The following is a 19,112-nucleotide window of genomic DNA, read 5'->3' on the forward strand; positions in this document are numbered from 1 at the left end:
ACTGAATTTATAACTAGACGCCTTTTCCCTGCAGGGCGCTGGGTCTCGACAACCCTTCTACGATTTGCCTGTCACGCTGTGGCAGGCTTTTTTTTGCCTTTCCATTGTTGGATCAGCAGTCCGCAGACAATCAGCACCAGTCCGGCAAGGGTCGAGGGGTGGATTTCTTCGCCGATGATGGTTGCCAGCAACAGCAGGGAGATAAACGGCGAAATGAAGATCAGGTTGCTGATCCGGGCTGTGTTGCGGGTGAGCCTCAGGGCATTGAGCCACAGGACGAACGTCACGCCCATCTCAAACAGTCCGACATAGCTGACAGCAAGCCAGCCTTGCCACGGCACGCTTGGCCAGTTGCCGAGATAGAGGCTGAGGCCGACAGAGAAAGGCAGCGAGACCAAAAAGCCGAGCAATACGCCCAGTACCGGATCGGCCTGGTTCTTGGCATTTAGGATCCAGTACATAGCCCACAGCAGGGTGGATAACAGTGCCAGCGCGACCCCGGTAGGGTTATCAAACTGCAAGGCCATGATATCGCCTTTGGTCGCGATCACCACCACACCCAGGTAGCCTAAGCCACAGGCGACCCAGTCCTGTTTGCGAATTTTCTGGCCGAGAAACACCGCGGCCATCAGAGTCAGGGTAATGGCCCAGCTGTAATTGAGGGGCTGGGCCTGCGAGGCCGGCAATAGGTCATAGGCCTTGAACAGGATCAGATAATAGGCAAAGGGATTGATCAAGCCGAGCAGCAGATAATAGAAAGGGCGGGCCATGAACGTGCGGCCAAGCAGGTGTAGCTTGCCCTGAAAGAAAGCGATAATTATCAGCGCGACAGCGGAGACCACACTGGCTGCCACCATCATTTGGATCGGGCTGAAGAAATCAAGGGTGATTTTAAATGCCGTGGCAACCGTCGACCAGAGTAGAACTGCTGCCAACCCATATCCGAGAGCGTAACGTTCGTTCATTATTCATCCATCATCTTTTTGGCTGCTTTTATATCAGAAGTCGCAGCACGGGTTATTCGTCATACCAAAGGCTGCCAGTCTATTCGATTGTCGATAGCCCGACCAGATCGTGGTTTCTCAGGCTGTGACAGCAAGCCCAATCATTATGCCTGATGGATTACAGCTTCCTCTCCGGGCCGCTTAACTGGCCATAATGGCTGGACATTTATCCAGTATCCACTTAGCCTTTAGCACAGAATAAATCGAGAATGAGTTCGTCTGACAACCATCATTCTTGCTATTAATTAGGGTTGGAAATCATGATAACTGAGTGGCTCACAGGAGCGGAGCTGGCTGTTGTTGCAGCGCTGTCCGGAGCAACCGTAGCCAGTGTGATCACCGCACTATGGATGAAAGGCCGCTGGCAGCAACAAGCGCAACTGCTCCGTCAGCAGGCCGAAGCGGATGCCCGCCTGGCCCAAAGCCAGGAACAGCATTATCAGGATCAGCTTGCAGAGCGAAACCAGGATCTCGATGAGCTGGACGTTGAGCGGGACCGCCTGACGTCCGAGTTACGCCAGATGCATGCCCGTCTGGCGGCGGCATTGGAAAAAATGCGCCATTTCGAAGCGCTGAAAAATGAGAAACAGTACCTGACCGAACAGCTGGAGAATGCCCGGCTGGCCAATGCCGGGTTAGAGGCGGATCTGCGCGAGCAGGAGGCCCGTCATTTCGAAGAGCAGAAAGCGGCAGATGACAAGATTGCCTTGCTGGAAAATGCCGAAGAGCGGTTGCGGGTCCAGTTTGAAAGCCTGGCCAACCGGCTGTTCGAACAGAAAACCCGAACTGTCGACGAGCAGAACAAGCTCAGCCTGGAACACTTGCTCAGCCCGCTCAAGGAGCAGCTGGAGGGCTTTAAAAAGCAGGTGACCGACAACTTCAGTCAGGAAGCTCGTGAGCGCCACACTCTGGTGCATGAGATCAATAACTTGAAGCAGCTCAACGAACAGATGGCCCGTGAGGCGATCAACCTGACCCAGGCCCTGAAAGGGGACAACAAGGCGCAGGGGAACTGGGGTGAAGTGGTGCTGGCCCGGGTACTGAGCGAGTCCGGATTGCGGGAAGGCCATGAGTACCAGACCCAGATCAGCCTGGAAAACGAAGAGGGCAAGCGCTACCAGCCAGATGTGGTTGTGCGCTTGCCACAGGAGAAGGACGTGGTGGTCGATGCCAAGATGTCGCTGGTTGCCTATGAACGTTTCTTCAATGCTGAGACAGCGGCCGAACAGGAACTGGCCCTGAGCGAGCATGTGGCATCGGTGCGAAGTCATATGCGCGGCTTGAGCCGTAAGGACTATCACCAGTTGCATGGTATTCGCAGCCTGGACTACGTACTGATGTTTATCCCGGTCGAACCGGCCTTTCAGGCGGCAGTCGAAGCCGACCCGAGCCTGATCCGTGATGCCATGGATCAAAACATCATGCTGGTCAGCCCGACAACTCTGCTGGTGGCCCTGCGTACTATCAATAACCTGTGGCGTAACGAGCGCCAGAACCAGAATGCCAAGCAAATTGCCGAGCGGGCCGGCAAGCTCTATGACAAGCTGCGCTTGTTCGTCACCGATATGGAAGCCGTCGGGGCATCGCTCGACAAAGCTAACCTGAGCTACCAGGGAGCAATGAATAAATTGGCGACAGGGCGCGGAAATGTGATCCGCCAGGCTGAAAGCTTCAAGTTGCTGGGTGTCGAGGTTAAGCGGGATATCAGTCCTGCTCTGGCCGAGCAGGCCCAGGCAGCGACAGCGATAACGGAGGAAAGCAAGCCCTCGGCACTGTCACCTGCGGTGTCTGCTGCAAATGATTTACCGTAGTGCTTTGAGCAAACCGCAGCCATCAAGTACACTAAGCCGGATAATTAAACACATATAGTATGACGGATATAGCATGACGGACACCACACAAGATACGACCCATTTTGGCTATCGTACTGTAGCCAAGGAAGACAAAGCGGATCTGGTCGCGGAAGTATTTCATTCCGTAGCCGCGAAATACGACATTATGAACGACATGATGTCGATGGGTATCCATCGGGTATGGAAGCGCTTTACCATTGATTGCAGTGGTGTTCGCCGTGGCCATCGTGTGCTGGATCTCGGTGGTGGTACGGGTGATCTGACGGCTAAGTTTTCCCGTATCGTCGGTGAAGACGGCCAGGTTGTACTGGCGGATATCAATAACTCGATGCTGAAAGTCGGTCGCAGCAAGCTGCGTGATATCGGCATCGTCGGTAACGTCGGTTATGTGCAGGCCAATGCCGAAGAGCTGCCGTTCCCGGATGATTACTTTGACTGTATTACTATTAGCTTTTGTCTGCGTAACGTGACTGATAAAGACAAGGCACTGCGCTCGATGTTCCGGGTACTGAAGCCGGGTGGCCGCCTGTTGGTGCTGGAATTTTCCAAGCCGCAGCTTGAGCCGCTGTCTAAGGTCTACGATGCCTATTCTTTCCATCTGTTACCGAAAATGGGCGAACTGATTGCCAATGATGCGGAAAGCTATCGCTATCTGGCCGAGTCTATTCGAATGCACCCGGATCAGGATACGCTGGAAGGCATGATGAAGGATGCCGGTTTCGAGCAGACCCAGTACTACAACCTGACGGGCGGTATTGTTGCCCTGCACCGCGGCTACAAGTTCTGAGGACATTATGCCATTCGATGCTTTTGTTACCGGCGCGGTAGAAACCTCGCTAAATACCCTGTTAAAGGATGACGCCGAGAGTCAGCGTCGTCTGGGACGTCTGCGCGGCAAAGTCATTAGCGTAACCATTAATGAGTTTGGCAAGACGCTGATCTTTATTTTCAGTCAGCAAATCGACGTACTGGCAGTCTATGAAGGTGAGGTGGACTGCGAACTTGCACTGAACCTGACCGTACTGCCGGAGCTTCGTCAGCAGGCTAACCTGACCCAGTTGATCAAGGCCGACAAGCTGGCGCTGGAAGGTGATATCCAGCTGGCCCAACAGTTCTCGGCATTGCTGAGCGGCCTTAAGCCGGATGTGGAAGAGAAGCTGTCGCAATATACCGGTGATATTGTTGCCCATACCCTGGTGAGTGGTCTGAAAACTGGTGCGCAGCGAATTCGCCAGGGAGCGAAGCGACGCCAGCGCGATTTGGCAGAAGTGATCACCGAAGAATGGAAGCTTGCTCCGCAGGCGCTGGAGATCGCCCACTTTGCCGATCAGGTCGATGATTTGAAATCGGATGTTGCCCGCTTCGAGGCCCGCCTTGATCAGCTGCTGGGGCGACGCTAAACCATGATGACCTATTCGGAGTTTAAACGCCTTTATCAAATTACCACAGTGAAGCTGCGCTACGGGCTGGATGAGTTTCTGCCTGATGATCCGCGGGTTAAAGCACCGAAAATGGCTCGCAAGTCACTGTTTTGGATCAAGAACCAGCATGCCGACAAACCACTGGGTGTCCGCCTGAGGCTGGCGCTGCAGGAGCTGGGACCGGTGTGGATCAAGTTCGGCCAGATGATGTCGACCCGCCGGGATTTGTTTCCGCCGCATATCGCCGATCAGCTGGCGATGCTGCAGGATCAGGTTGCCCCGTTTGACGGCAAGCTGGCAAAGCAGCAGATGGAGCAGTCGTTAGGTGGGCCGCTGGAAACCTGGTTTGATGATTTTGACGAAACGCCGCTGGCATCCGCCTCTATCGCCCAGGTTCATACTGCGACGCTGAAATCGGATGGCCGCAAGGTTGTGCTTAAGGTGATCCGCCCGGATATTTTGCCGGTGATCCAGGCCGATATTAAGCTGATGTACCGGATGGCGCGCATTTTGTCGCGGGCGTTGCCGGAAGCCCGCCGTCTGCGCCCGGTCGAGGTGGTACGGGAGTACGAGAAGACCTTGCTGGACGAGCTGAACCTGATGCGCGAAGCGGCCAACGGTATTCAGCTGCGCCGCAACTTTGAAGACAGCGATATGCTGTATGTGCCTGAGGTATATACCGATCTCAGCAGCGAGCGCTTGTTGGTGATGGAGCGCATCTACGGTATCCAGGTCTCTGATGTCGACGCCCTGGTGGCCAATGGCACAGATTTGAAGCTGCTGTCCGAAAACGCGGTGAATATCTTCTTTACCCAGGTGTTCCGCGACAGCTTTTTCCATGCCGACATGCATCCCGGTAATATTTTTGTTGCACGAGAAAACCCGGAAAATCCGCAGTGGATTGCGCTCGATTGTGGTATCGTCGGCACCCTCAACCGGGAAGACAAGCGCTACCTGGCTGAAAACTTGCTGGCCTTTTTTAACCGAGACTATCGGAAAGTGGCCGAGCTGCACGTTGATTCCGGCTGGGTACCGAAAGACACCAACATCGATGACTTCGAGTTCGCGATCCGTACGGTGTGCGAGCCTATTTTTGAAAAGCCGCTGGCTGAAATTTCGTTTGGCCATGTGCTGCTGAACCTGTTTAATACCGCGCGCCGCTTCAACATGGAAGTACAGCCGCAGCTGGTGCTGCTGCAGAAAACCCTGTTGTATGTAGAAGGGTTAGGGCGCCAGCTCTACCCGCAGCTGGACTTGTGGGATACGGCCAAACCGTTCCTGGAAGACTGGATGTCCCGTCAGGTAGGACCACAGGCCGTTATTGATGGTGTTAAAAGTAGGGCTCCGTTCTGGGCAGAAAAATTGCCGGAGTTGCCGGAATTACTGTATGACAGTTTGCGCCAGGGCAATGCACTGAACCAACGGATTGATACACTTTACGACAACTTTATGGACAGTCGGCGTGATCAGGGCCTGGCAAGGTTCTATTTTGGTATAGGTGCAACCTTGGTTGTATGTTCTGCCATACTTTTTAGTAATCATATTGAAACTTATCCAGCGGTCTCGGCCGTTACGGGGGTCACGTTTTGGTTACTTGGGTGGCGTGCTTGCCGCAAATAGCAGGTAAAGTATGCAGCCTAAACATATCGTTTTTGTTATCAACCACAATTAGCTGAGGTAAAACAAGCATGGGTGGTATTAGTATCTGGCAATTGCTTATCATTGCATTGATCATTGTGCTTCTTTTCGGTACCAAGAAACTTCGCTCGCTGGGCGGTGATCTGGGTTCTGCCGTGAAGGGCTTTAAGAAAGCGATCGGTGAAGATGACTCGGCAGCCAAGAAAGACGCTGACGCGGATTTCGAGCAAAAGAAACTTGCTGATGATCAGCAGGGTGAGCAGGCTCAAAAGAGCCAGAAAGACAAAGAGCAGGTTTAACGCGTGTTTGATATCGGGTTCTGGGAGTTAATACTGATCTCGGTGGTGGGATTGGTAGTACTGGGGCCGGAACGTCTTCCCGTCGCGATCCGTTCGGTATCGCGCTGGGTTGGCGCTGCTCGTAATATGGCTAATTCGGTGAAAGATGAACTGTCGCAAGAACTGAAAATTCAGGAATTGCAGGAAAATCTGAAGAAGGCCGAGCAAATGGGAATGAAGGACTTGTCGCCTGAACTGCGTGATTCGGTGGAAGAGCTGAAACAAGCCGCCGCTGATGTGCAGCGTCCCTATGCTGAGAAAAACGAGCACACCTCAGCAACGACTTCTCAAAAGCAGGATTAAATTACATCACTATGTCTACAGTCGAAGAAACGCAACCGTTATTCAGCCATTTGGTAGAGCTGCGTAATCGGCTGCTGCGTTCCATTTTGAGTGTCTTAGTGGTTTTTCTTGGTCTGGTCTGGTTTGCCAACGACATCTATGCGTTTTTGTCGGCACCTTTGGTCGAGCGTCTGCCCGACGGGGCGACGATGATTGCAACAGATGTGGCATCGCCTTTCTTTACACCAATAAAACTCACTTTGGTTACCTCAGTGTTTGTTGCTGTACCTATGATTTTGTATCAGGTGTGGGGCTTCATTGCACCGGGCCTGTACAAACACGAACGTAGGCTGATCATGCCGTTGCTGTTTTCCAGCTCGTTGCTGTTCTACGCCGGGGTGTCTTTTGCTTATTTTGTCGTGTTCCCGCTCGTGTTTGGTTTCTTTACCAGCATTGCGCCGGACGGGGTACAGGTTGCAACTGACATTGCCAGCTACCTCGACTTTGTTTTGGCACTGTTTATGGCCTTCGGTATCGCCTTTGAGATCCCGGTTGCCATTATTCTGCTGTGCTGGACCGGGGCGACCGATCCGCAGAGCCTGAAGCAGAAGCGGCCATATATCATTGTGGCTGCCTTTGTGGTGGGGATGATGCTGACGCCGCCGGACATTATTTCGCAGACATTGCTGGCCATTCCGATGTGCTTGCTGTTTGAGGTTGGCTTGTTCTTCTCTCGTTTCTATATCCGCGACGGAGAAGAGGAAGACGCGGAACATGACGAGCAATAAGCATAATGCATGACATAAGAACCGGCCGCTGGCCGGTTTTTTTTATACAATTTTCAGAGATGGATGATCACATGATAGATATCGGGGTCAACTTGACCAATAGTCGTTTTGACAAGGATCGCGAGGCGGTGATTGAACGGGCGAAGGAGGCTGGCGTCAAGGGCCTGGTGCTGACCGGAACCTGTATCGAAGAGAGCCGTCAGGCACAGGAGATGGCCCGCCAGTGGCCGCAATATTGCTATAGCACGGCCGGGGTGCACCCGCACGATGCCAAAACCGTTTCTGATCTGTCCCTGCCGGCTATCCGCCAGCTGGCGGCAGAGCCGGAAGTGGTGGCAATCGGTGAGTGCGGGTTGGATTTCAATCGCGATTTCTCGCCGCGGCCCCAGCAGGAAGCCGTTTTTGAGGCGCAGCTGGCCCTGGCGGCTGAGCTTAATATGCCCGTCTTCATGCACTGTCGTGATGCCCATGAGCGCTTTCTGGCAATTTTGAAACCGTGGCGTGACCGCCTTCCGGCTGCGGTGCTGCACTGCTTTACCGGAACTGAGGCAGAGCTGAAAGAGTGCCTGGCGATGGACCTGCATATTGGTATTACCGGCTGGGTCTGTGACGAGCGCCGGGGCACTGAGCTGCGCGAGATCGTGCATCATATTCCGGATAACCGCCTGATGATCGAGACGGACTGTCCGTATTTGCTGCCGCGGGACTACCGCCCCAAGCCCAAGTCCAGCCGAAACGAACCTAAGTTCTTGCCGCATATCGCCTCTGTGATTGCCCAGTGTCGCAATCAGGAAGCGGCTGAAGTGATTGCCTGTTCTTATACTACTACCCAGGCATTTTTTGCAATCGGATCGCCCGAAGCCTGACGAGAGTGGTATCATCAGCAAAAAGCGAACCAACCCATACAAGGAGTATGCAGTGTCTGTATCTATCCAGGGCGCGTTTCCAGCCCGCCGTATGCGTCGCATGCGTAAGCATGACTTTAGCCGTCGTCTAATGGCAGAAAACCAGATTTCTGTGAATGATCTGATTTACCCGATGTTTATCCTGATGGGTAAAAACCGCCGTGAAACGGTTGAGTCGATGCCTGGCGTTGAGCGCCTGTCAATTGACCTGATGCTGGAAGAAGCGGAGTATCTGTCAAAGTTGGGTGTGCCGGCGATTGCATTGTTCCCGGTGATTTCGCAGGATTTCAAAAGCACCTGTGCCGCAGAGGCGTATAACCCAGAAGGCCTGGTTCAGCGCGCTGTTCGTCTGCTGAAAGAGCATGTGCCGCAGATGGGCGTGATCACCGATGTGGCACTGGACCCGTTTACGATTCACGGTCAGGACGGCATCATCGATGAGACCGGCTACGTGATGAATGACGTGACGACCGAGGTGCTGATCAAGCAGGCCTTGTCTCATGCCGAAGCCGGTGCCGATGTGGTTGCACCGTCCGATATGATGGATGGCCGTATCGGCGCAATCCGTGAAGCCCTGGAAGAGGCGGGTTACATTCATACCCAGATCATGGCCTATTCTGCCAAGTATGCCTCGAACTACTATGGCCCGTTCCGTGATGCGGTCGGCTCGGCGGGTAACCTCAAAGGTGGCGACAAGAAGACCTATCAGATGGATCCGGCCAACAGCGATGAAGCCCTTCACGAAGTGGCCATGGATGTCAACGAAGGCGCGGATATGGTGATGGTGAAGCCGGGTATGCCGTATCTGGATGTGGTACGCCGGGTGAAGAGTGAACTTCAGGTACCGACGTTTGCCTATCAGGTATCAGGCGAATACGCGATGCACATGGCGGCAATACAAAACGGCTGGCTGAAAGAGCGCGAGACAGTGATGGAATCGCTGTTGTGCTTCAAGCGTGCCGGTGCCGACGGTATTCTAACCTACTTTGCCAAACCGGTTGCCGAGTGGCTGGCTGAAGAGGCGGCTGCCCGTCAGGCAGACAGCGACAATAAAGCCTAATATTCCACTGAGTAAGAGGCGGGATAGGAGTATCTCGCCTTTTTTATGGTTGTACGTTGCGGTTGATGGGGTTCTGCAGCGAAATCAGGGTCTCGGTGGACTGCACCTCATCAATCGCCTGCAGCTTGTCGATTAGCACATATTGCAGCTCCTCAATCGACTTGCACATCAATTTGACGAAAATATTGTACGCACCGGTGGTGTAATAGGCTTCGACGACCTCGTCCAGCTCGTTGAGCTTGGCCAGGGCCGAATGGTAGTCACGGGCGGCGTTTAGATTGATACCGATAAAGCAGCAGACGTCATAGCCGAGCAGCTTCGGGTTTACGACCACTTCGGTACCGGTAATAATCTCGGCTGCCCGCATTTTTTCCACTCGGACATGCACCGTGGCGGGGCTGACATTGAACCGCTTGGCCATTTCTGCATAAGGGATCCTGGCATCATTCATCAGGGCGTTGAGGATATCGCGATCTAAATCGTCAATCCGTGGTGGCTGGGTCATGGTTTTGTATTATCCCTTGTTTATCCGATACAGCTCATATCTTATACTGAGCTGGCTTCAGTATCGAATAATCAGACTTAATTGCGCTGTATTTAGACAGCTGCGCCGGCAGCTAGGCCTGCGCATACTATGAACTTTGATGACAGGGACCCTTCTACGTTCTATGCGCTTTCTAGCTTTGTTTTTGGTGTTGCTGGTGGCACCGGTCTATGCCCAGGTGAAAGATACACTGGTTATCCACTCCTATCACCAGGGCATGCAATGGACAGATTCGTTGCAGGCCGGGCTGGAGTCGGCCTCGAAACCTCATGATATTCCCCTTCATGTCAGCTATATGGATAGCAAGCGCTACCAGTCCGCTAGCTATCTCAACGAACTGCTTGATATCTACCGGGCCAAGCTGACCCGGGAAAAATACCGGGCGATTGTGGTGACGGATGATAATGCCCTGTGGCTGGTGAACCAGCTCTCTGAAGAGGTCGGGGAGACGCCGGTATTGATGGTGGGGATCAATCACTACCAGCCTGAGAAACATGATCAGCTGTCGCAGGTGGCGGGTGTGCTGGAAGTGAACAACCCGGTAGACAATATTTCTCTGGCCCTGTCGCAGCAGCCTGACCTAAAGCAAATCTATGTGATAGCAGACGAGACTTATACCGGACAGGCGATGTGGCAGGAGATCAATGACTACCTGACACTGAATCCGTCTGAGCTGGTTGTACACCGTTTTCCTCCCGGTAAGTTCGACGACATCTTTTCACGTGCCGCGCAACTGCCGGACCAATCTGCAATTATCTTCCTGAGTTATTATTTTGACAGCAGCGGCGACTATATGGGGAGCCGCCCTTTTGTCAGGGCGCTGACCAAGGTCGCTTCTGCGCCTGTATATGCCTCTTACCGGTACCTGCTTGAGCAAGGCGTGGTCGGTGGTGTTATGAACAGTGGCTATGAGCAGGGGCAGCAAATTGGCCAGTTGCTGGTGGCGGTTATCGATGGCGAAATCAGCGAGCTGCCGACGTTTACCTATAGTGCGAGCAAGGAGATGTTTAACCACCAGGTCTTGCAGCGCTGGGGGTTAGACGTGCCGGATGATGTGGTGGTGATCAATAAACCGCAGAGCTGGTTTGAGCGCTATAACAAAGAGCTGCGGGCGATTACTGTGGCTGTGGTGATTATGGGCGCAATCATTGTTTTTCTTAGCCTGATCATTCGCCGACTGCGCAAGAGCGAGCGCAAGCTGCAGCAGAGCAGGGCGCTATTCGAAGGGGTGTTTGATCAGAGCTTTCAGTATATCGGCATTCTCGATTACAACGGGGTGTTAATTTCTGGCAATCTGGCCCTCCAGAATCTGGTCGGTCGCTCAATTATCAAATATGACAGCCCGATGTGGCGCTGGCACTGCTGGGATCAGGAAACGGTTTCTCGCCTGAGCAAGGCCTTTTATGCCGCCTGGCAGGATCAGCGGGTCCGCTTTGAGGTCGAGGTCCAGAGCAGCGAGGACGGCCGGCGGGTATTGGATATTGCGATGAAGCGCATGCCGGAGTCGGTCGGTGAAGTGGAGCAGTTGTTGTTTGAGGCCCGTGATGTGACCTCCCGTCACCAGATGGAAGAAAAGCTGCGCGAGCGGGAAGTCAGCTACCGCCTGCTTTACGAGCAGCAGCCGGTCATCCTGCTGGCTGTCGATAGTCAGGCTCGTATTCAGTCGGTTAACCAGTTTGCGGCCGATCTGCTGGGCTACAGCAAGCGTCAGATGCTGGGGCATAAGGTAACGGATTTCTATTTCGATGATGTGCCGTTGCCGCAGCAATACATCTCGGGAGTGCGCGAGAACAATGCGCAAAAGGTCTGGCGCCGGCAGCTCAGGTACAAATGCGCTGATGGTCATACCGTCTGGATCCGCGAGACGATTCGCCCTACCCAGTCAAAACTTCAGCTGCTGCTGGTTGGCGAGGATATAACCTCGACCCGTGAACTGGAGGCGCAGCTGGAGTATCAGGCCTGCCATGACTACCTGACGGACTTGTTTAACCGTAACCATTTTGAACAGCAGCTGGAAGAGGTGTTGCTCGAAGCCAGGGAGCTGGAAGCCCGCCATGCCATGCTGTATATCGACCTTGACCAGTTCAAGGTGATTAACGATACCGCGGGCCATGAAGCCGGCGATGAAGCGTTGAAGCAAGTTGCCCTGCTGCTGCGGGGGATCACCCCAGAGAAGGCTACGCTGTCTCGACTGGGTGGCGATGAGTTTGCCATCATACTGCGTCATTGCAGCTCGGCTGAGGCTGTGCAGTTTGGTAATGAAATTCTGCACCTGCTGGAAGAGGCCGAGTTTTACTGGCAGAACTCCCGGTTTAGCTTTAGCGGCTCGATTGGGATCCGGCTTATCGACGAGACGGCTGGTTCGACCCAGCAGGTTCATGCCCAGGCGGATACCGCTTGTTATGTGGCCAAGGATGAGGGGCGGAACCGTCTGCATCTCTACCATCCGGATGATGAAGAGCTCAAGCGCCGCGAGCTGGAAATGGAGTGCGTTAACTTGATCCGTAAGGCGCTGGCTGAGAAACGGCTGGAGCTGCACGCCCAGCAAATTGCCCCGCTAACCTCCACGAGCAACAAACAGCATTACGAGATTCTGGTTAGGATCCGCGAGAGCGACGGCTCCATGATATCCCCCGGGCTGTTTATGCCGGCCGCTGAGCGCTATAACCTGGCGCACCTGATTGACCGCTATGTGGTCAATGCCGTTATTGACTGGCTCGTCGCCCATCCAGAGGCGGTCGAGCAACTGGAGCTGTGCTCGATTAATCTTTCGGGTCAGTCGATGGGCAACCGGGACTTTATCCAGTTCATGGTGGAGAAAATCCGCGGCTCCGGCTTGCCGACCAACAAGCTGTGTCTGGAGATCACCGAAACGGCGGCCATCGGCAATATGAGCGAGGCGATACTGCTCTTCACCCAACTGAAGTCATTGGGCTGTCTGATTTCGCTGGATGACTTCGGATCCGGGCTGTCTTCGTTTGGCTACCTGAAGCGAATGCCGGTGGATATTATCAAGATTGACGGCATGTTTGTGCGGGACATCGCCGACGACGAGATGGATTATTCCATGGTGAAGGCCATCAACGAGCTGGCGAAGAAAATGGGCAAGCAGACTGTGGCCGAGTTTGTCGAAAACGAAGCTATCCTGACTCGGCTTGATGATCTCGGTGTCGACTATGCTCAGGGATACCTGTTTGGCAAACCGCAGCCACTGGCCGAGCTGGTAAGCGAGTTGCGCCAATCCTCGGAGGCAGTGGTATAATCCTGACCCTTATATCCCTAGGTCGCTCGGTGCGAGCCGTATGCCGGGGCTTATTGATTGATTACCGGAGAATTCTGTGCAACTCGCTTTAATCTGTGACACGCCTGACCGTCAGCATGAACTGGATGAATTGGCCCTGCGCTGGGGGCTGAGCCATGATGAAGACAGTACTTTTGCCCTGGTACTGACGAGCGAGAGGCTTGAGCTGCACAAACGTGACGAGCCGAAACTGGGCGCGGTGTACGTTGATCTGGCGGGCGGGGCGGCGTCCCATCGGCGTAAATTTGGTGGCGGACGTGGTCAGGCCATCGCCAAGGCGGTCGGCCTGAAGGGCGGCGTGACGCCGACAGTGGTTGACGGTACGGCCGGGCTGGGCCGCGATGCCTTTGTGCTCGCATCTCTGGGTTGCAAGGTGCAAATGGTCGAGCGTCACCCGGTGGTGGCGGCGTTGCTTGATGACGGTCTGCGCCGTGCACAGCAGGATCCCGACATTGGTGGCTGGATCAGTGAGCGGCTTACCTTGCTCCATGCCTCAAGCCATGATGCCCTGGAGAAGCTGGCGGCAGATCCTGAGTTTGCTGCGCCGGATGTGGTCTATCTCGATCCTATGTATCCGCACAAGAAAAAGTCGGCACTGGTGAAGAAGGAAATGCGAGTGTTCCAGACCCTGGTTGGCGCAGATAGTGATGCAGACAGCTTGCTGGCACCGGCGATGATATTGGCAACCAAACGGGTGGTGGTCAAGCGTCCTGACTACGCCGAATTCTTGGCCGGTCAAAAGCCGTCAACGGCGATAGAGACCAAGAAAAACCGTTTTGATGTTTATGTGCTGGCTGCGATGAAATAGGGCCGCTCGGTCCCTATCTTTTGCTCATTACAATGTGGTGTTACCCTTAGAAAGAATAATAATCATTGGCTTTGGCTGAAGGAGTGGTTAATGGCAAAGTCTTTATGTAAATATCGCCGAGTTGAAATTGTCGATCAGTTTGCCAAAATCAGCAAAATAGTCAGTACGCCTAATTTTGTCTGCAGCAGCTGTGCACGCTCGGCCAGCAGCAAGGACTACCTGTGCAAACCCAGCGCCCTTAAGAAAGCCGCGTCATTGGCCCCTGTGCCCAAAGAGGATTCTGCTCCAATAATGGCTTCTGAGGCAGAAAGGCAGGGCACCAACGTTCGGCCGCTCCCGGCGCTGCCAGCTGTGGCTTGCGTCCAGCTGGATGCGGTTGCCACTGTTGAGCAGGAGAGTGTGGCTCTATTGCCTGCAGTGACCAAAAAACAGGTCAAGCGCCTGAAGAAGCTGGCTAAGAAGAAAAACAAGCGGTTGAAGAAAGCCGCCAAGGCAGTTAAACGCTATGAGAAGGCGCTGCAGAAGACCAGGAAAGCGTTAAAGCTCTAGTCGCCTGTAATACCCATTGACACATGACACCATTAAAAAAGCCTCCGAGTACGGAGGCTTTTTTAATTTCCGGCCGATTATGATTCTTTGATCAAAACCGCTGTCATCAGGCAAGTGATCACAGAAACAACAATCCCAGAAACGATTAACCAAGGAAGCATATCCATAGTTAGTTATCCATCTGTTAGCGACTAGAGGTGGCATTGAATAACTTTTACATAATGCTAGCAATAGGTCAGATATAAGATGAAATGCCTGTTAACACTTGGATACAAACTATCGCGACTAGACACATAAATTTCTGATTTTAAGAATAAAAAAGCACCCAAATGGGTGCTTTTTGCCTCAAAATATTATGTTGCTATGATGTTAATTTTTGGCCGGCAGAGCCAGTGTCAGGGCCTGGCGGGAAAGATCGGCGGCAGCCTTGCTGTCGTTCAGTTTTTCCATTACATCAACCAGGTAGCCGTAGTCAGCCATATTCGGTCGTAGCTCGATAGCCTTCTCGAAGTGCTGCTTGGCTTCCTCCCATTTTTCCTCACGCATATACAGCTGCCCCAGTGCACTGTATGTGCTTGGGTTGCTGCTGTCATAGCGAAGCAGATCGGTCAGGCGGACAATGGCCGGGTGGTAGTCGGCCAGGTTCAGTGCCGGTACCAGCTCAATCAGATCTTCGTCGTTGTTTTTCTTCAGCGCGTCACGAAGCACGGTGTAGGCCTCGCTGTCGGCACTGTGGCTGCTCATTAGCCTTACAAAGCAGGCAATAAGCTCAGGGCGTTGCTTGGTCTTACGGTTGAGGCTGTTCCAGTGGCCCATCAGGCCTTCGCTGCCGCTTTGCTGGGTAATGTGGGTCATCAGCCCGCATTCGGCTTTGATTTGCAGTTCAGCCGCTTCCTCGGCGGTGATCACGCCAAGTTTCTCAAGCTGGGGAAGCTGTGCCAGTAGCGGTTTCCAGTCTTCCAGCTTCAGGTAACAGTCTTTTAGCAGCGCCAGCAGTACCGGGTTACGGCTGTGTTCGTGCTGAATATCCTGCAAAGTTGCCACGGCTTGCTCGTACTGCTGCTGACGGAATTGCAGCTTGGCGCGAGTCAGTGCCACGGCTAGATTCTGGCCATCAATGTCGGCAGCCAGTTTCAGGTATTCGTCACGCTGGTTGGCGTCGCCCTGGCTTTGTGCGGCTTCTGCGGCGGCCAGGTAGTTAAGCAATGGCGCGTCGCTGTGCTTGGCGGCTTTGACAACCAGCTTCTCGGCCTGTTTCCAGTCGCCTTCGATGACCTTCATCAAGCCTGTTGATGTCAGCTGACGTGCTTTACGTGCTTTGCGGCCAGACAGCCAGCCACGGGTCGAGCTGCCGACAGACAGGATACGCTTGAGAATGGTTTCCAGCAGGAAGAAAGAGCCGAACAGGATCACGACAATCAGGATCAGGGTGGTCAGGCTCATTTCCAGGGTCTGGTTGGCGACAGAGATCAGTACATAGCCCTGATTGCCTGCCAGCATCGGACCGGCAACAATACCGGCAATCAGCGCAGCAACCAGCAATAATAGTTTGATCATGCTGGGTTCTCCTCTGTGCTAAGTGGCTTCACTTGCTGGCGCAGGCGCTCGCTGATGGCGTTGGTGATCAGAGGCTGTGACTTCAGCGTGCTTGGGTAGCTCGCTTCAATATTTTCCTGTGCAAGTTTATCCAGGGTGCTGATGAAGCTTTGCGCGGCAGGATCTTCCATGTCGTAGAACTGCTCGGCCCACTCTTTGGCCATCATCAGTGACTTGGTGTATAGCTCGCCCTGCTCGCGGTAGACCGACTTGATTGCGGTTTCCAGCTTCGACTTGATGTTTTCCTGCAGGTAGAAGTCCTGCTTAGGCGAGAGTAGCGGGATCACGCTGCCGTCGCGGGTACGGTAGGTAACAAAGTGCTCGCTGAAGTTTTTCAGGGATGTCTTCAGGTTTTCTTTCCAGTCGTCAACAGAAGTTGACACTGTGCCCGACTCGGTCGCTGTCGCTTCCGGCACGATGGCATTGGCTAGCGGCAGTGTTGCAACGGCTTCCTGCAGGCTGGTCAGGCGAAGCACCAGGCCGTCGCGGTCAACACGGGCAACGGCTTTCAGTGCGGTGATGTCACTGTGCATGGCTTCGCGGATCGGCGTCATGCTTGGATCGTTCAGCTCGGCAATACGGTGATCGGCAGATTCAAGCAGGATGGTGGCACTGGCCGTGTCATGCTCCAGCCACAGTTTACGACCGGCCATTTTGACCAGGTAATCCGCCTCGGCCAGCAGCCAGTCGTTCGGACGGCGTCCTTTCATTTCCGACAGTGCCATTTGCAGGCCGGTGATTGACTTGCCCTGCTGCGAGATAGAGACATCGGTACGTTGCAGGCTCTTCTCTACCTGGCTGAGGGTTTCTTGTTTGGTCGCGGCAATGCTGCTTGTCAGGTTGCTTTTCACGCCTGCCAGCTGCTGTTGAAGCTCAGCCATTTTGGCGTTCTGGGCCTGGGTTTGCTGGTGACCGTGGTAGTACAGGCCGGCACCAAGTGCGATGACGAGGGCAATGGCGATAGCCCCCATTTTACTGCCGCTTTGCTTTTCGGCTGGCTGAGGAGCAGGTGCTGGCTGGCTGGCTTTCGCCTTGGCTGCTGTTTCCTTTGGGGCAGAGGTTTCAGGTGCCTGGGCTTTGGCACTTGATTGACCTTGCTTATCCGTTGTTTTTGACACTGCCGATTGTTTGTTATCTGCAGAGGTTTCGTTATTGGTTTTTTTGTCAGTCATCCGATTATCCCATCGTGCCTATCTTGCTTAGGGTCGTGAAAAGGCAGTTGTTGGCCGCACTCCCCACGGTGGAAATTGTACAAAAACCAAGCGTTGTAGCCTGGTCCGCGATTCGTTGGCTTGGTACGAAAAGGTGACGCTGAAGAAACCAAGCCTTGTTGTCATCAGGAATTAAACTACTCAGGTATGCCAGCTGCTCGCCACTGGTGACAACCAGTGCCGACACCTGCCTCGACTGCCATGCCCGGCACAACTGCTCGCCATCGAGAGGGAGCCAGCTGCGCTGGTATGTTTCGCAGTAGCTGACCTCGGCCTTGCGCTGTTGCAAGGTTTGGTAGATCAATTCACGCCCGCCGTTGCCGCGTAAAATCAGTATCCGGCGGTTTTGTATCCGAGCTTGAGTCAGTGCCGGTAATTCCAGTAATCCTTCACTGTCACAGCGCGACTGAGGTGATTGCACGTCGTTGCAGGTGCACTCGGAGAGTACAGCGGCAGTTTTGTGCCCAACGGCCATATAATGCACGTTTTTTGGCCAGCTGGCACCTTGTGTTGTTAAGTAATTGTGCGCCAGGTTCACTGCATGAACACTGACGGCAATCAGAAAATCCCCTGATTGCAGCTGATTTAGCTGAGAAATCAACGTAGGGAGTTGTTTTCCCGGCTGAAAATCGAGCAGTGGTTGGGCAATAGCACTGATCCCCGCCGCATTGAGCTGCTGGGCAAGCTGGTGGCATTCCGGAGCCGGGCGGGTGATCAGTATGGTCATCAGGCGTTGCCGTATAGCTTATCCAGGATGTCCTTGGCGCCGTCGTCGAGCAGCTGCTCTGCCAGTTGGGTGCCTAATGCTTCTGCATCAGCGGCCGGCCCGCTGATCTCGCCGCTAACAATCTTGCTGCCGTCAGGTTCGCCAACTAAGGCGCGTAGCCAGATTTGATCGCCTTTGAGTTCCGAGTAGCTACCGATAGGGACCTGGCAGCCACCCTGCAGGCGGTTGTTCATTGCACGCTCGCAGAGTACGCGGGTCGCGGTTTCCTGGTGGTTCAGGGCTTCAAGTAGCTTACGGACGCGGGTGTCATCCAGACGGCATTCGATGCCGACAGCCCCCTGGCCGACCGCAGGCAGGCTGGTTTCCGGTGCGATGGCATCACGGATGCGATCGTCCATTTTTAGTCGCATAAGGCCGGCGCAGGCGAGAATAATGGCATCGTATTCGCCGTCATCGAGCTTGCGCAGACGGGTATTGACGTTGCCGCGCAGGTCTTTGACAACCAGATCAGGGCGCTGGGCGCGAAGCTGGCATTGACGGCGCAGGCTCGAGGTGCCGACTACGGCACCGGCCGGAAGTTCATCAATAGTATTGAACGTGTTGGAGACAAACGCATCGCGCGGGTCTTCGCGCTCGCAAATTGTCACCAGCCCCAAGCCCTCAGGGAACTCAACAGGGACATCTTTCATCGAGTGCACGGCGATGTCGGCGCGGCCTTCAAGCATGGCCACTTCGAGCTCTTTTACAAACAGACCTTTACCGCCGACCTTGGCGAGCGGGGTATCCAGAATGATATCGCCTTTGGTTACCATAGGTACCAGTTCGACAATCAGGCCCGGATGCGCCTGCTCCAGTGCCTCTTTTACAAATTCTGCTTGCCACATTGCCAGCGGGCTTTTGCGGGTGGCAATGCGGATCGGTTTATCGGTCATAGAATCGGGTCCATTAAATCGCTTGCATTTATACACGGTAATCGTATCACTACTGCGCCATGATGGTAATTCACTTGTTGCCCTCAGTGCGGTGAAGCAGTATTGTCTTGATATGTGTTGCAATTAATGTGATATTTCTCACATAACCTTGAAGT

The 19,112-nt window shown here is 54.0% G+C and carries 18 protein-coding genes; 12 read left to right on the top strand and 6 right to left on the bottom strand.

Going from position 1 to position 19,112, the window contains the following annotated elements:
• Window positions 1-71: 71 nt before the first annotated feature.
• The gene (locus MHN01_RS00475; RefSeq protein WP_239409549.1) at window positions 72-965 is read right to left on the bottom strand and encodes a DMT family transporter; all 894 of its coding nucleotides are present in this window, start codon (window positions 963-965) and stop codon (window positions 72-74) included.
• Between the two features lie 299 nt (window positions 966-1,264).
• Between MHN01_RS00475 and rmuC the strand changes: the two genes are divergently transcribed.
• The 9 genes from rmuC (at window position 1,265) to hemB (ending at window position 9,289) form a co-directional block, all read left to right on the top strand.
• Entirely contained in the window at window positions 1,265-2,815 is a 1,551-nt protein-coding gene (rmuC, locus tag MHN01_RS00480) for a DNA recombination protein RmuC (RefSeq protein WP_239409550.1), read from the top strand.
• A gap of 73 nt (window positions 2,816-2,888) precedes the next feature.
• On the top strand, window positions 2,889-3,644 hold the full coding sequence (gene ubiE, locus MHN01_RS00485) for a bifunctional demethylmenaquinone methyltransferase/2-methoxy-6-polyprenyl-1,4-benzoquinol methylase UbiE (protein WP_075762130.1): 756 nt from the start codon (window positions 2,889-2,891) through the stop codon (window positions 3,642-3,644).
• 7 nt (window positions 3,645-3,651) lie between these two features.
• On the top strand, window positions 3,652-4,257 hold the full coding sequence (locus MHN01_RS00490; protein ID WP_239409551.1) for an SCP2 domain-containing protein: 606 nt from the start codon (window positions 3,652-3,654) through the stop codon (window positions 4,255-4,257).
• Window positions 4,258-4,263: 6 nt separating this feature from the next.
• Window positions 4,264-5,898 carry a ubiquinone biosynthesis regulatory protein kinase UbiB gene (gene ubiB, locus MHN01_RS00495; RefSeq protein WP_239409581.1) on the top strand — a complete coding sequence of 545 codons (1,635 nt, stop codon included), beginning with the start codon at window positions 4,264-4,266 and terminating at the stop codon, window positions 5,896-5,898.
• A gap of 68 nt (window positions 5,899-5,966) precedes the next feature.
• Window positions 5,967-6,215 (top strand): Sec-independent protein translocase subunit TatA, encoded by a 249-nt coding sequence (gene tatA / locus MHN01_RS00500; RefSeq protein ID WP_160655667.1) that lies wholly within the window; start codon window positions 5,967-5,969, stop codon window positions 6,213-6,215.
• Window positions 6,216-6,218: 3 nt separating this feature from the next.
• Window positions 6,219-6,557, top strand: a complete 339-nt coding sequence (gene tatB, locus MHN01_RS00505) for a Sec-independent protein translocase protein TatB (RefSeq protein WP_075762133.1) — start codon at window positions 6,219-6,221, stop codon at window positions 6,555-6,557.
• An 11-nt stretch (window positions 6,558-6,568) separates the two neighbouring features.
• Window positions 6,569-7,324, top strand: a complete 756-nt coding sequence (gene tatC, locus MHN01_RS00510; protein WP_239409552.1) for a Sec-independent protein translocase subunit TatC — start codon at window positions 6,569-6,571, stop codon at window positions 7,322-7,324.
• A gap of 71 nt (window positions 7,325-7,395) precedes the next feature.
• A complete protein-coding gene (gene tatD, locus MHN01_RS00515) occupies window positions 7,396-8,190 on the top strand; it encodes a 3'-5' ssDNA/RNA exonuclease TatD (RefSeq protein WP_239409553.1) in 795 nt (264 codons plus the stop codon).
• Window positions 8,191-8,242: 52 nt separating this feature from the next.
• Entirely contained in the window at window positions 8,243-9,289 is a 1,047-nt protein-coding gene (gene hemB / locus MHN01_RS00520; RefSeq protein ID WP_239409554.1) for a porphobilinogen synthase, read from the top strand.
• A gap of 43 nt (window positions 9,290-9,332) precedes the next feature.
• Here the strand turns inward: hemB and asnC are convergent, their stop codons facing one another.
• On the bottom strand, window positions 9,333-9,794 hold the full coding sequence (gene asnC, locus MHN01_RS00525; protein ID WP_075762137.1) for a transcriptional regulator AsnC: 462 nt from the start codon (window positions 9,792-9,794) through the stop codon (window positions 9,333-9,335).
• Between the two features lie 139 nt (window positions 9,795-9,933).
• On the opposite strand from asnC, the gene MHN01_RS00530 reads away from it, so the two are divergent.
• From MHN01_RS00530 to MHN01_RS00540, 3 genes are all read left to right on the top strand, one after another.
• Window positions 9,934-13,095: an EAL domain-containing protein gene (locus MHN01_RS00530; RefSeq protein WP_239409555.1), complete on the top strand. Its 3,162-nt coding sequence runs from the start codon at window positions 9,934-9,936 to the stop codon at window positions 13,093-13,095.
• A gap of 76 nt (window positions 13,096-13,171) precedes the next feature.
• Window positions 13,172-13,942 (top strand): class I SAM-dependent methyltransferase, encoded by a 771-nt coding sequence (locus MHN01_RS00535; protein WP_239409556.1) that lies wholly within the window; start codon window positions 13,172-13,174, stop codon window positions 13,940-13,942.
• Between the two features lie 90 nt (window positions 13,943-14,032).
• A complete protein-coding gene (locus tag MHN01_RS00540; protein WP_239409557.1) occupies window positions 14,033-14,491 on the top strand; it encodes a hypothetical protein in 459 nt (152 codons plus the stop codon).
• 369 nt (window positions 14,492-14,860) lie between these two features.
• Here the strand turns inward: MHN01_RS00540 and MHN01_RS00545 are convergent, their stop codons facing one another.
• The 4 genes from MHN01_RS00545 to hemC are packed head-to-tail and all read right to left on the bottom strand — an operon-like array spanning window position 14,861 to window position 18,957.
• Window positions 14,861-16,048, bottom strand: a complete 1,188-nt coding sequence (locus MHN01_RS00545; RefSeq protein WP_075762141.1) for a heme biosynthesis protein HemY — start codon at window positions 16,046-16,048, stop codon at window positions 14,861-14,863.
• Window positions 16,045-17,259, bottom strand: coding sequence for a uroporphyrinogen-III C-methyltransferase (gene hemX, locus MHN01_RS00550; protein ID WP_239409558.1), 1,215 nt, complete (start codon window positions 17,257-17,259; stop codon window positions 16,045-16,047). The genes MHN01_RS00545 and hemX overlap by 4 nt, the downstream gene beginning before the upstream one ends.
• A gap of 4 nt (window positions 17,260-17,263) precedes the next feature.
• Window positions 17,264-18,025 carry a uroporphyrinogen-III synthase gene (locus tag MHN01_RS00555; protein ID WP_239409559.1) on the bottom strand — a complete coding sequence of 254 codons (762 nt, stop codon included), beginning with the start codon at window positions 18,023-18,025 and terminating at the stop codon, window positions 17,264-17,266.
• Complete coding sequence (gene hemC / locus MHN01_RS00560; RefSeq protein ID WP_239409560.1) at window positions 18,025-18,957, bottom strand: hydroxymethylbilane synthase; 933 nt, start codon at window positions 18,955-18,957, stop codon at window positions 18,025-18,027. The genes MHN01_RS00555 and hemC overlap by 1 nt, the downstream gene beginning before the upstream one ends.
• Window positions 18,958-19,112 lie beyond the last annotated feature (155 nt).

It is taken from the genome of Photobacterium sp. OFAV2-7 (assembly GCF_022347985.1).
Lineage (GTDB): Bacteria > Pseudomonadota > Gammaproteobacteria > Enterobacterales > Vibrionaceae > Photobacterium.

What these genes read in the sequence shown, in the direction of transcription:
- MHN01_RS00475 (WP_239409549.1), bottom strand. Translation starts at nt 965, where the DNA reads ATGAACGAACGTTACGCTCTCGGATATGGGTTGGCAGCAGTTCTACTC.
- rmuC (WP_239409550.1), top strand. Translation starts at nt 1,265, where the DNA reads ATGATAACTGAGTGGCTCACAGGAGCGGAGCTGGCTGTTGTTGCAGCG.
- ubiE (WP_075762130.1), top strand. Translation starts at nt 2,889, where the DNA reads ATGACGGACACCACACAAGATACGACCCATTTTGGCTATCGTACTGTA.
- MHN01_RS00490 (WP_239409551.1), top strand. Translation starts at nt 3,652, where the DNA reads ATGCCATTCGATGCTTTTGTTACCGGCGCGGTAGAAACCTCGCTAAAT.
- ubiB (WP_239409581.1), top strand. Translation starts at nt 4,264, where the DNA reads ATGACCTATTCGGAGTTTAAACGCCTTTATCAAATTACCACAGTGAAG.
- tatA (WP_160655667.1), top strand. Translation starts at nt 5,967, where the DNA reads ATGGGTGGTATTAGTATCTGGCAATTGCTTATCATTGCATTGATCATT.
- tatC (WP_239409552.1), top strand. Translation starts at nt 6,569, where the DNA reads ATGTCTACAGTCGAAGAAACGCAACCGTTATTCAGCCATTTGGTAGAG.
- tatD (WP_239409553.1), top strand. Translation starts at nt 7,396, where the DNA reads ATGATAGATATCGGGGTCAACTTGACCAATAGTCGTTTTGACAAGGAT.
- asnC (WP_075762137.1), bottom strand. Translation starts at nt 9,794, where the DNA reads ATGACCCAGCCACCACGGATTGACGATTTAGATCGCGATATCCTCAAC.
- MHN01_RS00530 (WP_239409555.1), top strand. Translation starts at nt 9,934, where the DNA reads ATGACAGGGACCCTTCTACGTTCTATGCGCTTTCTAGCTTTGTTTTTG.
- MHN01_RS00540 (WP_239409557.1), top strand. Translation starts at nt 14,033, where the DNA reads ATGGCAAAGTCTTTATGTAAATATCGCCGAGTTGAAATTGTCGATCAG.
- MHN01_RS00545 (WP_075762141.1), bottom strand. Translation starts at nt 16,048, where the DNA reads ATGATCAAACTATTATTGCTGGTTGCTGCGCTGATTGCCGGTATTGTT.
- hemX (WP_239409558.1), bottom strand. Translation starts at nt 17,259, where the DNA reads ATGACTGACAAAAAAACCAATAACGAAACCTCTGCAGATAACAAACAA.
- MHN01_RS00555 (WP_239409559.1), bottom strand. Translation starts at nt 18,025, where the DNA reads ATGACCATACTGATCACCCGCCCGGCTCCGGAATGCCACCAGCTTGCC.
- hemC (WP_239409560.1), bottom strand. Translation starts at nt 18,957, where the DNA reads ATGACCGATAAACCGATCCGCATTGCCACCCGCAAAAGCCCGCTGGCA.